The organism is Pseudomonas sp. UME65 (genome assembly GCF_014170225.1).
Taxonomy (GTDB): Bacteria; Pseudomonadota; Gammaproteobacteria; order Pseudomonadales; family Pseudomonadaceae; genus Aquipseudomonas; species Aquipseudomonas protegens.
In genome coordinates this window covers 120898-134393 of the sequence record NZ_LZZQ01000019.1, presented here as the reverse complement: position 1 = coordinate 134393, position 13496 = coordinate 120898, and the positions used below count along the sequence as shown (strand labels likewise).

At 64.4% G+C, this 13496-nt stretch carries 15 protein-coding genes; 12 read left to right on the top strand and 3 right to left on the bottom strand.

The features are described from left to right. Positions 1-63 precede the first annotated feature (63 nt). From A9971_RS32165 to A9971_RS32120, 10 genes are all read left to right on the top strand, one after another. Positions 64-960, top strand: a complete 897-nt coding sequence (locus A9971_RS32165) for a LysR family transcriptional regulator (protein WP_053157810.1) — start codon at positions 64-66, stop codon at positions 958-960. 84 nt (positions 961-1044) lie between these two features. Further along, positions 1045-1704: an isoprenylcysteine carboxylmethyltransferase family protein gene (locus A9971_RS32160; protein ID WP_161466988.1), complete on the top strand. Its 660-nt coding sequence runs from the start codon at positions 1045-1047 to the stop codon at positions 1702-1704. A gap of 643 nt (positions 1705-2347) precedes the next feature. After that, the gene (locus A9971_RS32155) at positions 2348-3712 is read left to right on the top strand and encodes a glutamine synthetase family protein (RefSeq protein ID WP_053150859.1); all 1365 of its coding nucleotides are present in this window, start codon (positions 2348-2350) and stop codon (positions 3710-3712) included. A gap of 137 nt (positions 3713-3849) precedes the next feature. Further along, on the top strand, positions 3850-5163 hold the full coding sequence (locus A9971_RS32150; RefSeq protein WP_183000468.1) for an FAD-binding oxidoreductase: 1314 nt from the start codon (positions 3850-3852) through the stop codon (positions 5161-5163). Positions 5164-5275: 112 nt separating this feature from the next. Next, entirely contained in the window at positions 5276-6292 is a 1017-nt protein-coding gene (locus tag A9971_RS32145; RefSeq protein ID WP_183000467.1) for a DUF2628 domain-containing protein, read from the top strand. Between the two features lie 154 nt (positions 6293-6446). Next, the gene (locus A9971_RS32140; RefSeq protein ID WP_019094411.1) at positions 6447-7112 is read left to right on the top strand and encodes a hypothetical protein; all 666 of its coding nucleotides are present in this window, start codon (positions 6447-6449) and stop codon (positions 7110-7112) included. After that, a complete protein-coding gene (locus A9971_RS32135; protein ID WP_065363765.1) occupies positions 7109-7630 on the top strand; it encodes a hypothetical protein in 522 nt (173 codons plus the stop codon). The genes A9971_RS32140 and A9971_RS32135 overlap by 4 nt, the downstream gene beginning before the upstream one ends. Further along, positions 7627-8148 (top strand): hypothetical protein, encoded by a 522-nt coding sequence (locus A9971_RS32130; protein ID WP_077933903.1) that lies wholly within the window; start codon positions 7627-7629, stop codon positions 8146-8148. The genes A9971_RS32135 and A9971_RS32130 overlap by 4 nt, the downstream gene beginning before the upstream one ends. Then, a complete protein-coding gene (locus A9971_RS32125) occupies positions 8148-8558 on the top strand; it encodes a GFA family protein (RefSeq protein WP_183000466.1) in 411 nt (136 codons plus the stop codon). The genes A9971_RS32130 and A9971_RS32125 overlap by 1 nt, the downstream gene beginning before the upstream one ends. Further along, the gene (locus tag A9971_RS32120; RefSeq protein WP_183000465.1) at positions 8551-9018 is read left to right on the top strand and encodes a hypothetical protein; all 468 of its coding nucleotides are present in this window, start codon (positions 8551-8553) and stop codon (positions 9016-9018) included. The genes A9971_RS32125 and A9971_RS32120 overlap by 8 nt, the downstream gene beginning before the upstream one ends. A 270-nt stretch (positions 9019-9288) precedes the next feature. On the opposite strand, the gene nadE is transcribed toward A9971_RS32120, so the two are convergent. From nadE to A9971_RS32105, 3 genes are read right to left on the bottom strand one after another with little or no spacing between them, the layout of a single operon-like run. After that, the gene (nadE, locus tag A9971_RS32115) at positions 9289-10167 is read right to left on the bottom strand and encodes an ammonia-dependent NAD(+) synthetase (protein WP_183000464.1); all 879 of its coding nucleotides are present in this window, start codon (positions 10165-10167) and stop codon (positions 9289-9291) included. Position 10168: 1 nt separating this feature from the next. Continuing rightward, positions 10169-11398: a nicotinate phosphoribosyltransferase gene (gene pncB / locus A9971_RS32110; protein ID WP_011060764.1), complete on the bottom strand. Its 1230-nt coding sequence runs from the start codon at positions 11396-11398 to the stop codon at positions 10169-10171. A 9-nt stretch (positions 11399-11407) separates the two neighbouring features. Then, positions 11408-12055 (bottom strand): nicotinamidase, encoded by a 648-nt coding sequence (locus A9971_RS32105; protein WP_183000463.1) that lies wholly within the window; start codon positions 12053-12055, stop codon positions 11408-11410. 183 nt (positions 12056-12238) lie between these two features. On the opposite strand from A9971_RS32105, the gene A9971_RS32100 reads away from it, so the two are divergent. Both A9971_RS32100 and A9971_RS32095 read left to right on the top strand, forming a co-directional pair. Next, entirely contained in the window at positions 12239-12784 is a 546-nt protein-coding gene (locus A9971_RS32100; protein WP_183000462.1) for an adenylyltransferase/cytidyltransferase family protein, read from the top strand. A 1-nt stretch (position 12785) separates the two neighbouring features. Continuing rightward, entirely contained in the window at positions 12786-13493 is a 708-nt protein-coding gene (locus A9971_RS32095) for an NUDIX hydrolase (RefSeq protein WP_183000461.1), read from the top strand. Positions 13494-13496 lie beyond the last annotated feature (3 nt).

The window sequence follows — 13496 nt, the reverse complement described above, 5'->3', positions numbered from 1 at the left end:
CCTGGCCGAAAAAGGAACAATTACCTAAAATCGAGAATCATTGATTCTAAATCAGGGACAATCATGGACCGTATCGAATGCATGCGCGCCTTCGTCGTCACCGTCGACGAAAACGGCTTTGCCGCAGCCGCCCGCGCCATGGACGTGCCCCGTTCCAAGGTCAGCAAACAGATCCAGGCGCTGGAAGAAGCCATCGGCGTGCAACTGCTGCAACGCACCACCCGCAGCCTGCGCCTGACCGAAGCCGGTGCCGAGTACTACGAAAGCGTTCGGGAAGTGCTGGCCACGGTGGACGAAGCCGAACAGCGCGCGCGCGATGGCATCGCCGAGTTGCGCGGAGTGCTGCGAGTCAATGCACCGATGTCCTTCGGTCTGCGTCGGCTCGGGCCGCTGGTGCCGCTGTTCCACGAACAGCATCCGCTGATCGAGTTGCAACTGGTGCTCAGCGACCAGCAGGTGGACCCGCTGCGCGGCGGCTTCGATGTCACCCTGCGCATTGCCAGCCTGCCGGACTCGTCCATGGTGGCCCGCCAGCTGGCACCGGCACCGCGAATCATGGTGGCCTCCCCCACCTACCTGGCCCGCGCCGGCATCCCGCGCCAGCCCAAGGACCTGAGCAGCCACCAGTGCCTGAACTATGGCTACCTGCAAAGCGGCGTCAGCCTGCAATTGAGCAACGGCAGTGACGTGCAGCGGGTGCATGTCACCGGGCCGCTGCACGCCAACAATGGTGACCTGCTGGCCCAGGCCGCCGAGGCCGGCATGGGCATCGCCCTGCTGCCGGATTTCATCGTCGAGGACGCCCTGGCGGCCGGGCGCCTGGTGCCGGTGCTCTGCGAATGGCAGGCGCCGCCCATCAGCATCAACGTGGTCTACCCCTCGGCGCGGCGGGTGCCGCAGAAGACCCGGGCCTTCATCGACTTTCTGGCGGGGCACCTGACCCAGAAAACCACGGGCTGAACCTTGTAGCGGACGAACGTACGCCTTCACCCGCAGGCGGGCTCCTACACTCAACACAGGTTCCCGCTACTGGCGCAACGGATCATGAAAATCTCCCTCAGGCTGGCCGTTTCCAGCATCCTCGGTGCCCTCGCCTACCTGGGCCTGGCGATCTGGGGCATGGGCGGTTTCTCCGCCTTCTTCGGCCATCCACAGTTGACCCTGATCGCCATCGCCACCCTGCTGATGGTGGTCGCCGCGCTGTACAGCGAAGTCAACCTGAGCAGCGGCGAGCAGGAAGACCAGGGCAACCGCTGGGTGCTGCCGGTGTTCGGGGTGATCGGCCTGTTGAGCGGCTTCGTCCCGGCCTACAGCGACCGCATCGATTTCTGCACCTTCGGCGGCGAAGGCCTGCGCTGGCTCGGGGCCTTGCTGTTCATCCTCGGCGGCGGGCTGCGGCTGTGGCCGGTGTTCATCCTCGGCCGGCGCTTCAGCGGGCTGGTGGCGATCCAGCCCAACCACCGCCTGGTGGTGGACGGCCTCTACCGCCACCTGCGCAACCCCAGCTACCTGGGCCTGCTGGTGAATGCCCTGGGTTGGGCCCTGGCGTTTCGCTCGGGGCTGGGGTTGTTGCTGGCAGCACTGACCCTGATCCCGCTGATTGCGCGGATTCATGCCGAGGAGGCCTTGTTGCTCAAGCATTTCGGCGATGAATACGAGGCCTATTGCGCCCGCAGCTGGCGCCTGCTGCCGGGCCTCTACTAAGGTTCTGTAAAAAAAATCAGACACGCCTGGCAGCCGGGACGCGCCGCTCTAGCACGCGGTTTTCACCATGAGCGAAAGCCCCATGCCAAGGGGCTTGCGCCCTTTACCCCCCTTACATTGGCCTGCGCTTTCTTGCAGTATTGATCCGCCCTGGAGGCTCGCCGCAGCAGTTCGCATCCTCCAGCGCCCGGTGTAAACCAAGAATAATCACCCCGAACTCGACAGCGAGATCACCCGGCAGATGCATCCCCAGAGCCCGTTCCACGGATTGGCCTGCACCCGCTCCACGGCCCCGCGCCTTGGCGGTGGTACGCTTGTCGACGCTCGTATCGCACTGCCCTGCCACTCCCCGCTGCACCCTGCCCAACGCCCTTGTGAGGTGCATGAGGTGCGCGCTGGCGTCATCGGTTTTCTCTTCCTGGACAGGCCCTGCCCATGAAGCTTCTGGTCAACCTGCCCATGGCCCTGTGCCGTTCCCGCCTGCGCCATTCCTCACGCCCTCCGGATCACTCGCCGCTGGCCTGATCGCGCTCCTGCGTGGTCCCTCCCAGACCTGATTTCTGCCCTTGCAACCGGCCCGTGCGCGGCGTCGTTGCAGGACCTGAAAACCTGCGCGCCCCACGGGCGCCAAGCGAGCACAAACATGAATTTTGCAGCCCTAGACGAAGCCCGGAGTTTCCTCGCCGCCAACCCCGATATCGACATGATCGAGCTGTTCATTCTCGACGCCAACGGCGTGCCCCGGGGCAAACTGTTGCACCGCGAAGAACTGCTGGCGGTGTACGAAAGCGGCCGGCCCCTGCCCAGCACCATCCTTGGCCTGACCCTCAACGGCGACGACGTGGAGAACTCCGGCCTGGTCTGGGATGTGGGCGATATCGACTGCCGTGCCTACCCCCTGGCCGGCAGCCTGGTACGCCTGCCCTGGCGGCAGATCCCTACCGCCGCGGTGCAGGTCAGCATGCACCCCCAGGAGGGCCTGCCCGCCAGCATCGCCGACCCGCGCCACCTGCTGATCAAGGTGATCGACGGGCTCAAGGCCGAGGGTTACCACCCGGTAATGGCCTGCGAGCTGGAGTTCTACCTGCTGGACGCCAAGCGCGACGGCAATGGCCGGCCGCAACCGGCGCTGGACGCCGATGGCGGTCGCCCGCGCAGCACCCAGGTCTACGGCCTGCGCGAGCTGGAGCAGATCGAACCGTTCCTCGCCGACCTCTACGCCGCCTGCAAGCTGCAAGGCATTCCGGCGCGCACGGCGATCTCCGAATACGCCCCCGGGCAAGTGGAGATCACCCTGGAACACGGCGACGCCCTGGAAGCCATGGACCAGGCCGTGCGCTACAAGCGCCTGGTCAAGGCCGTGGCCCACAAGCACGGGATGCAGGCCACCTTCATGGCCAAGCCTTTCGATCACCTGGCCGGCACCGGCATGCACATGCACGTGAGCATCGCCGACGCCGCGGGCCGCAACCTGTTCGCCAGCCAGGACCCGGCCGGCACCCCGCTGTTGCGCCAGGCGGTGGGTGGCATGCTCGCGTCCCTGCTGGAGTCGCTGCTGCTCTTCTGCCCCAACGCCAACTCCTACCGGCGTTTCCAGAGCAACAGCTACGCGCCCCTGGCCCCCACCTGGGGCGTCGACAACCGCACCGTGAGCCTGCGGGTGCCCGGCGGCCCGGCCAATAGCCGGCACATCGAGCACCGCATCTGCGGTGCCGACGCCAACCCCTACCTGGCAGCGGCGGCGATTCTCGCCGGCATCCATCGCGGCCTGCGGGAAAACCTCGACCCCGGCGAGCCGGTACAGGGCAATGGCTACGCCCAGGCCACCGAACTGCTGCCCACCGACTGGCTGACCTCGCTGGTGGCCCTGGAGCAATCGGCCTGGGCACGGGATGCCCTGGGCTCCGAATTCCTCGGTGTGTACCTGGCGGTCAAGCGTGCCGAGTACCGCCAGTTCATGGCCGAAGTCGGCGAGCAGGACTGGCGCTGGTACCTGACCCAGGCCTGAGGTCCGTTGCCGATCTGCCGTGCAGGGCTCAGGCGCATCCACTGCGTGCCGAACCCGCCGGCCCATCGACCGATTTCAAAGCCCTGGCCGCTGCCTGCCCGCAGCGGCCCGGCTCACTTTTTTGCGAGGTTCTACTCATGACAGCCGCCTTCGATCCGCGGACCCCGGCAGCCGAGCGCTGCCCCAGCTACTACAGCGCCACCCTTAACCAGGAAACCCACTACCCGACCCTGCAAGGCACCCATCAAGTGGATGTGGTGATCATCGGCGGCGGCTTCACCGGCGTCGCCAGCGCGGTGGAACTGGCCGAGCGCGGCCTGAAAGTCGCCATCGTCGAAAGCCACAAGATCGGCTGGGGCGCCACCGGGCGCAATGGCGGCCAGGTCACCGGCAGCCTCTCCGGCGATGAAGCCATGCGCAAGCAGATGCGCCGCCACCTGGGCGAGGAAGTGGACGATTTCATCTGGCACCTGCGCTGGCGCGGGCACCAGATCATCCAGCAGCGAGTAGAAAAATACGCCATTGCCTGCGACCTCAAGCACGGCCACCTGCACGCGGCCTACAAACCCAGCCACCTGCCGGGCCTGCGCGCCGACTACGAAGAAGCGGTGCGCCGCGGCATGGGCGACGAGGTCAGCCTGCTGGACCGGGCCCAGGTCCGCGGGCTGCTGGAAAGCGAGCTCTACCACGGCGCCATCAAGAACACCCGCAACCTGCACCTGCATCCGTTGAACCTGTGCATCGGCGAAGCCAGGGCTGCCGAAAGCCTGGGGGCGCTGATTTTCGAACACAGCGAAGTGCTGGAGATCGTCCACGGCGAGCGCCCGGCGGTGGTCACTGCCCAGGGCCGCATCGATGCCCGGCAAGTGCTGCTGGCGGGCGATGTGTACCACAAGCTGGAACCGAAGAAACTCAAGGGCAAGATCTTCCCCGCCATGGGCGGCATCGTCACCACCGAGCCCCTGGGCGACCTGGCCAGGCGCCTCAACCCCGAGGACCTGGCGGTCTACGACTGCCGCTTCGTGCTCGACTACTACCGCATGACCGCCGACGGCCGCCTGCTGTTCGGCGGTGGCGCCAACTACAGCGGCAAGGACTCTCGGGACATCGCCGGCGAACTGCGCCCGTGCATCGAACGCACCTTCCCGGTGCTCAAGGGCGTAGGCATCGATTTCCAGTGGAGCTGCGCCATGGGCATCGTGATCAACCGCATCCCGCAACTGGGCAAGCTCTCGGACAACGTCTGGTACTGCCAGGGCTACTCCGGGCATGGCGTGGCCACCACCCACATCATGGGCGAGATCATGGCCCAGGCCCTGACCGGCCACCTCGGCCACTACGACACCTTCGCCGCCTGCCAGCACATCCGCGTGCCCTTCGGCGACCAGTTGGGCAACCCGATGCTGGCGGCGGGCATGTGGTACTACCAGATGCTGGAGAAACTGCGCTGAGGGCCGGGCAAGCATCCGCGGGCCGCTGAACCGGCTTGCTGAACCGCCCCCTGTTCAGTAGTCTGCCCGCCCCTCGAAGGCATGGACCGCCCCGAACCCGCGGGCGGTCCCTGTGCTTCGTCTTGTAAAGACCCGCCCAAGCCTGAGGCTTGGGCCCAGCGAGACTGCCGTTATCCGAGTCCTCGACCAGGAAAGAATCGACCGCATCAATCAAGACCTGACCCGCGCCTGGAAGGCTGATGTTGAAACCACCTGCGTCCTCTCGGGCATCCTGCTGCTCCCCTGCCTCATCCTCATCTGCCTGCTGGATGGCCCGCTGTTTGCCAAGGTCATCCTGTGCACCTTCCTCTGCCTGATGGTCGGTGGCTGGTGCATCGCCAAATGGCTCAACGCCCAGGCGCAACCCAGGACCGACATCACGGGCGTAGAGGTGGAGCAACTGGAAGGCTACTTCGACCGCCGCTGGGTTCGGAACGGCGGCAAGCCCTATATCGAATACAGCTTTGGCAAGCATTGGTTGCACATCCAGACCTCGGCCTGCAGCTTCTTCAGTGGCGACACCCAGTTGAAGCTCAACCGCCGCTATCGCGTCGACGCCCTGTACCTCACAGGCCATTCCAGCGCCTACACCGGCTATTACCTTCTGGAAGAAACCTTCAAGGAAATCTTCGATGACAGCGACCTCAGCGCTACGGAGAAAATCCAGATCGCCGAGCGTGAGAAGCGGATCAACCAGGACCTAGAGGAACAACACAAACGCCTCTACCGCCTCTATCGCAACCCCCAGGGCGAACTGGAAGCCGTGGCCATCGGCTTCAATTTTGCCGCCTGCTTTCTCACCGTACTCTGGTCGTACTGCGTCAGCCTGTACTGGGTGACCGGCCTCACCCTGGCTGCCCTGGGCCTGATCCTGCTGATCCCTGATACAGGCGCCGGCCACCACGGGTTCGCCCTGGGCTGGCTGCTCAGCGCCGGGGTATTCGGCGCGTGCGGCAACCTGTGGCGAGAAAGGCAGGTGCTGTCCAAGGGTTTTTTCCAGGTCGATGCCCTGCTGTCCTGCAACCCCGACCAGGCCAAGGTGCAGTACAAAAGAAAGGTCGAAGAGGCAGCGCCGGGGTTCGGTCAATAGCGCCGCCGGGCAGGTCATTCCGGGTAACGCGCTACACAAAGCCCTAAGGTTCTCGTACCATCGCGCCGCTCACGAGCGGCGCCAGGGAAGGCCATGTACAGACACTCATGCCTCCCTGCCTGCGCCTTGTCCAAAGTCACTTTCAGGGTTCCCCATGTTCCGCGTAATCAAGGCTTCGTCCTTGCTGCTGGCCACCAGCATAGTTTCTGGCTGCATCAGCCAACCCGCCGCCATCGTCAGCGCCCCTCTGCAACCCGCAGCCAACGAACCCACGACCTATCTGGTGGGCGCTATTGGCCCGCAGTACCTGGGCGGCGGCGGTGCCGCCACCAACCTGCGCCTGCTGATTCGCAAGCGCGGCTCAATCAATGGCGCCGCGGCACTCTGGGAGGGCGACCCACGGCCAACGCCAGAGGACATCCATGAACCCCGCGCCGCCGGCAGTGTATTTGTCATGCCGCTCAAACCGGGTGATTACGAGTTCTACAACTTCCAGTTCTGGTCCATGGTCTACACCCCGGGGCTCGGCTCACGCCTGCAATCCCAGGAAGCGCGCGAAGAGTTCGTACTGCCGCTGCGCCTGGAGGCGGGCAAGGCGTATTACATCGGCGAGTTTCGCTCAGTCTGCAGCCAAGTGACCCAGTGCTTCTTTGCCTGGAGCAATCAAATGCCCCGTGACGCCGTGATTGCCCAGCGCCAGGTGCCGGGGCTGCCGGACCTGCAATGGATGCCGCTGGATCTGGACAAGGCCAAGCCCTTCATCCTTCCCGTCGACAAGCAAACCAGCCCAGCCAACGCCACTGCGGAGAATCATCCATGAAATCCTGCTTGACCCTTTGCGCCCTTCTGCTGCTCGCGGGCTGCACGGCAACCGACACCTTGCCGGACCGTCCGCTGCCGGATGGCCAAGCCTATTTGATGCCCCTGCATGTGATGGTCGATGACCCATTGCGCGCCGCTGAGTTACGTAACGCCTTGCGTGCCACCGGGGTGTTCGAAGATGTCCAGACCGGCGCCGGACAAGCTGGCGACTACAGCGCCCGCATTCAATTCAAGTCCGAGCGGGACATGCCGCCAATGCCGTTGATCTTCCTCAGTGCCGCCACTCTGTTCCTGATGCCGCTCTCCAATGGCATCGACACCCACACCGACATCAGCCTGCTGCACGAGGGCAAGCTCCTCAAGCGCTACAGCTATCGCAACCTGACGCATAAATACACCTGGCTGCTGGATCAAGGCGGTGAAATGCAAGAGCAGAATATCCAGCGCATCGCCCGCGCCTTTGCTGGCGATCTGCGTCAGGATCAACTGTTGCCAACCGCGAGTCAGGCCCAATGAACCCCATAGGTTTGACCGCCCTGCTGTGCAGCGCACTGATCATCACCGGTTGTGGCACCCGAATGGCGCCGCTGGACTACCGCAGTCAACATCCCTATGTACCGCTGACCCTGGACCTGGGCCCGGTGAAAAGTCGCTTCGACGAACAGGAGCAACGGGAAACCATCGCCGCCCTGCGTCAAACCGGAGCCTTCTCCTTTCTCGATGGTGGCTACAGTCGCAGCGGCTACAGCCTCCTGATCAGCGAGCCTGGAGGCAAGAGTGCGGGACTGCTTGGCGCGTTGAATGCCATCACCCTGCTGACCTTCCCCATGCCCTACTCCTACCAGAGCAACTTGCGCGGCAGCCTGCTCAAGGACGGCCAACTGCTCAAGACCTACAACTACCGTCGTGAAGGCTATAGTGTGGCGGCCTGGTATGTACCGCCGGTGCAGATCGAAAGCCGCAGAGAGATGCTCGATGAACTGCTGCGCGATTTGGAAAAGGACCGTTTGATTCCTCAGGAGAACCCACGCTGATGACTGCCAGCCTGTACCAGGGCGGCTGCCTGTGCGGGCAGATTCGCTTCGAGGCCCAGGGGCCTGCCGCCAATCCCCATACCTGCTCGTGCAAACTGTGCCAGCGCCACAGCGGCGCGCTGACGCTGGCGTGGGTCGAATTCCCCCGAGAGCGGGTGACCTGGACCGGCCCTGGCGGCGCACCGGCGACCTTCAGGTCGTCGGACTCTTCGAGCCGGGCCTTCTGCCGGGCTTGCGGCAGCTCCCTGGGGGCCATCGATGATCAGCCGACCGTTGCCTTGCTCCTGGGCTGCTTCGATGACAACCGCGAGCCGGCGCTGATGCCGCACAGCCATTCGTTCAGCGACCGCTGGCCCGAGGGCTGGCAGCCCGCACCGACAACGCAGGATAAAGGCGGACAGCATGAGTGAAGCACCCACTCGCTGCAGCTCCCCCCTCGCCTCGAACGTCTGGACCTGGTACGGCCAGGACGAATACCGGAGGATCATCCTGTTGGGAGAACTGGGCGTGGCCCTGGAATTTCTCGCCCTGGACGCCAAGCGACAACGGGTGGAGGTCGGTTGCTGTGCCGAGTGCAATCTGTGGTCTGGCTATCTGGACTATCTCGCTGGTTTTGTGAAGCAGTTTCCGCTGCATCTGGCGCCGCACTTGCTGCCGCGCTTGCAAGCACTGTTAAGCGGCTGTGAAGTACTGTGCCGGGAGGCTTACGGCCTGACCCTGGAAGACAACGGCTTCGAACACCCGCAATTGCGATCGCTGCGAGAAGGCGCCCGCGAGGCGCTGGAGATATTGGGTTGGTCGCAGGTACGGGAGCATATGCCGGAGCTGACCGAAGAATGCCGTGTGGCCTTGGAGAAATGGCCGGATTGACCGGCCCTGTCGACAAAGGCCGCGGGGCCTTGCCTGGCGATTGCCCGACGGGCCTCTGGCGGCCTTCAGCTCGCCGCGTCTCCTGCGGAGCCGATCGCAGCCTGCGGCAGCGGCTACAAAACCCGGATCGACATTAGCCTGTAGCCGCTGCCGAGTCCGCGAGGCTGCGAAAAGGTCCGTAGGACCTTGCTTGGCGATTTCCCAACGGACCTCTGGCGGCCCTCAGTTCGCTGCGTCTCCTGCGGAGCCGATCGCAGCCTGCGGCAGCGGCTACAGGACGCTGGGCAGGACCGGCTGGGAGAGGCCATTCGACGCATGCCGATAAGGCGGAGTGTGGGGCAAGGCGCGTTTGTGGGCAGTGCGCAGGTAGGCACGCTCGATCAACTGGCGCACCGCGTCGGTAACGGGCTCGCCCATCAGGTAGGCGTCAATTTCTGCGTAGCTGCAACCGTAAGCCGTTTCGTCCAGCTTGCCCGGCGCCAGTTCCTCCAGGTCCGCGGTGGGCGCCTTGTACACCAGATGCCTTGGCGCGCCGAGGGCCTCGGCCAGCAGCCGCACCTGGGTCTTGGTCAGCCCCGACAGCGGGGCCAGGTCGCAGGCGCCGTCGCCGTACTTGGTGAAGAAACCCATCAGGGCCTCGGCGCCGTGGTCGGTGCCCACCACCAGGCCGTTGCTGAAGTTGGCCACCGCGTACTGGGCCAGCATCCGCGCCCGGGCCTTGACGTTGCCCTTGACGAAGTCCGTGAGGGCCGGCGAAGGCTGCAGGCCGTCGATCCGCACCTGGTTCATCAGGCCCTCGACGCTGTCGGCAATGTTGCAAGTGCTCACCGCGTCCGGGCCAATGAGGTCCAGGCAAGCCTGGGCATCACTTTCATCCGCCTGCTGCCGATAAGGCAGGCGCATGGCGATGAAACGGGCCTCCTGCCCCGCGGCGCGCATCTGCTCCACCGCCAACTGGCACAGGCGGCCGGCGGTCAGGGAATCCACCCCACCACTGATGCCCAGTACCAGGGTGCTGCAGCCGGACTCGCGCAGTACCTGCTGGATAAAGGCCACACGCCGGGCGATCTCGGCGGCCTCGCCACCGCGAACCAGTTGCCGGTCAATGCCCAGTTCCCGGGCGATGCGTGCTTGGGTTGAATTGCTCATGTCAGGCCTCCAGGGGCGAGTGGGCAAGATCGACGTTGAACACCTGGGCCGCGTACCGGAGGAACGACGGGTCTTCGCAGACGTTCTTGATCGGGTCGTCGGAGAACTTCACCACCGGTTCGCCATGCACCCGCACCAGCTTCATCACGATGCTCAGCGGCTCCACGCCCTCCACATCGCAGGCCAGGCTGGTGCCCATGCCGAAACCGAAGCGGGCCTGGCCACGCACGTGGCGCAGGATCGGCAGGCATTTCTCGAAGTTCAGGCCATCGGAAAACATCAGGTCCTTGGTCCGCGGGTCAATGCCCAGTTCCCGGTAGCGGGCCAGGACCTTGTCGGCCCAGAGGATCGGGTCCCCGGAATCCTGGCGCAGGCCGTCGTAGAGCTTGGCGAAGTACAGGTCGAAGTCCTTGAGGAAGAAATCGGTGCTGATGCAGTCGGTCAGGGCAATGCCCAGGCGCCCGCGATACTCGTGCACCCAGTTCTCAAGGGCCGCATTCTGGCTCTCGCGCAGCCGCCCCAGTTGCTGGTGCACCATCAGCCATTGGTGGGCCATGGTGCCGATCAGCGGCAGGTCGAACTCATAGGCCAGGTGCGCATTGCTGGTGCCGACGAAGACCCCGGGGAAATCGCTGCGCATGATCTTCACCACTTCGCGCTGGGCCTTGAACGACAGGCGCCGGCGGGTAGAGAAATCCGAAACGCGGAACTCGGCAAGCTCGTCGCGGCTGGCGTTTTTCTCCAGCCATTCGAACTTCTGGTAGAGCCGGCGAGTGACATCCTCAAGCTCCACCTCGGGGTACTTATCGCGGTTGCGCAGTTCGCTGACCATGGCCAGCACCGGCTGCTCGAACATGATGCAGTGCAGCATCGGGCCGCGGACGCGGATGCTCAGTTGGCCGTCGACCGCCGCCACGTGGATGTAGCGCAGGTTGAAGCGGAACAGGCCGAGGAACTGTTCGAAGTCAGGGGTCAGGTATTCACGAAAGCGCTTGTTGAACAAAAAGCGCTGTTCGCCTTCGCGCATCTGCAGGCCGGCAAGCTTTTCCAGTTCCTGGCGGATCTCGGGGATCAGGTGCACCAGGGACTCTCTGGAACGAACGATGAACTGGTATTCCACGTCCACATTGGGGTGCTGGTGCAACACCGCCTGCATCATGGTGAAGGTGTAGTAGTCGGTATCCAGCAGGCTCTGGATCACGCCGTTGTTACGGTCGAATGCACTTTCCATGATGACTCCTCAAGCCTTGGCCAATCTGGCGGTTTCTTCGCGGGTCGCGGCAACCGTGATGCCCGCTTGTTGCATGTCGGCGATGGCTTGGGTAGCGCCCTCGGCGCTGATGGCCCGGCACGCCGGCAGGTGGATGAGCACCTTGAAACCGGCAGCGGCCAGTTGCAGGGCAGTAGTCTTGACGCAGAAATCCAACGCCAGGCCGCCGACTATGACTTGCTGTACGCCCTGGCCCTTGAGGTACTCGATGACCCCGGTGGAGAGCTTGCCGTGCAGGTCGTGGTAGCAGGCGCCGTAGGGGTGCAGGTCCGGCTCCACGCCCTTCCACACGAAGTAGTCGTAGTCATAGGGCGCAGGCAGTTCGTCCAAAAGGGTGAAGCCTTCAGTGCCCGGAACGCAGTGGCTGACCCAGGTCAGATCGGCATGTTCAAGGCCCGTGGGCTGGAGCATCTGGTCGTGTCCGGTCACCACCCAGGGAGCCTGGGGGCTGTGGGCGTCCTTGCTGCCGATACGCAGGCTGGCGAGGGTCGCCATGAAATTCAGCTCGCCGCCGATGCGATCGCCTTCGGTCACGGGCAACTCGTCCGGGCACAGCGGGGTAAAGCTCTTTTGTGCATCGACATCGAAGGAAGCGGTCTTCATCGTTTGGCTGTTCATGCTGGGTCTCTCCTCTGCATGGAGCACAAAGTACATGTCATGTACTTTCATAGCAAGACCCTGCAGGTTTTATTTTTCTCGAACCAAATTCAATAACCACGCACAAATAAGGTGCAGAAGATTATTTCCCACTGACAAAAGCGATGCTAAGGTACACGTCATGTACCAAACGAGGAAAAGCAGATGTTTGAACTGGCCCTCTATGGCGGCGCCTTCAACCCGCCCCACGCCGGGCACGCCCAGGTGATGCTCGAAGCCGCCCGCCATGCCCGCCGGGTACTGGTAGTGCCCAGCTTCCGCCACCCGGACGGCAAGCGCATGGCCGACTTCGAGCACCGCGCCAGCTGGTTGCAGGCAATCACCGCGCACCTGCAGCCAGAGTGCGACGCCGAGCTGGCGGTCAGCCGCCTGGAACGGCAACTGGCCCTGGCCGACCCGGGCCCGGTCTACAGCTTCACCCTGTTGCAACGCCTGGCCGACGACCTGGCCCTGGACGGCAAACGCATCGCCCTGGTGGTGGGCGAAGACGTCGCGCGCCAGTTGCCCAGGTTCCATCGCGGCGAGGAACTGCTGCGGCGCTTTTCCATCCTCTGCATCGAAGAGCAGCCCGGGGTGCGCAGCAGCGTGTTGCGCCAATGCCTGGCCCGTGGCGAAACGCCGCCCAGGCAATGGCTGGCCCCGGGAATGAATCCGCTAAACTACGGCCTCTACGCCGTCCACGGAAGTTGATATGCACGACCGCACCACCCTCCCCAGCGCCTACCTGCACACCATCGACCTGTGCCTACTGCGCTATCACCGCGAACGCGGCGAGCTGCAGATCCTCCTCCATCAACGGGATGCCGAGCCCTTCGCCGGGCACTGGGCGCTGCCGGGCATCGTGGTCAACGGCGACGTCGAAGACCGCAGCCTGAATGACGCGGTGGAGCGCCTGCGCCGTTCGAGCAAGGTGGACATGCCCCTGGCCTGGCTGGAACAGGTGGGCACGGTGGGCGACGCCTTTCGCGACCCGCGCTGCTGGTCGTCCTCGACCTTCTACCTGGGGATCCTCAGCGAGCCGGTGGAGCCCGCCGCGCAACAGGGCTTCTTCGCCCTCGGCGAGGTGGCCAGCGGTGCCTTCAAGCTGCCCTTCGACCACAACGCCCTGGTAGCCCAGGTGAACGAGCGGCTGTTTTCCAAATCCCTGTACAGCAGCCTGCCGCTGATGTTTCTCGGCAACGAGTTCAGCGCCCCCGAGGCGGTGAGCATCTTCTCCCTGGTGCTGCAGCGTCCGGTGCTCAAGACCAGCATCCGCCAGCGCCTGCTGAAGATGAGCGAGGCCGGCTACCTGCGCGACACCGGGCGCAAGAAGAGCGGCGACGGCGGCCGGCCCCAGGCCACCGTGGAGCAGCTCAAGCCCGCCGAGCTGTATTTGTTCGATCGTTGTTTCCTGGAGTGATAG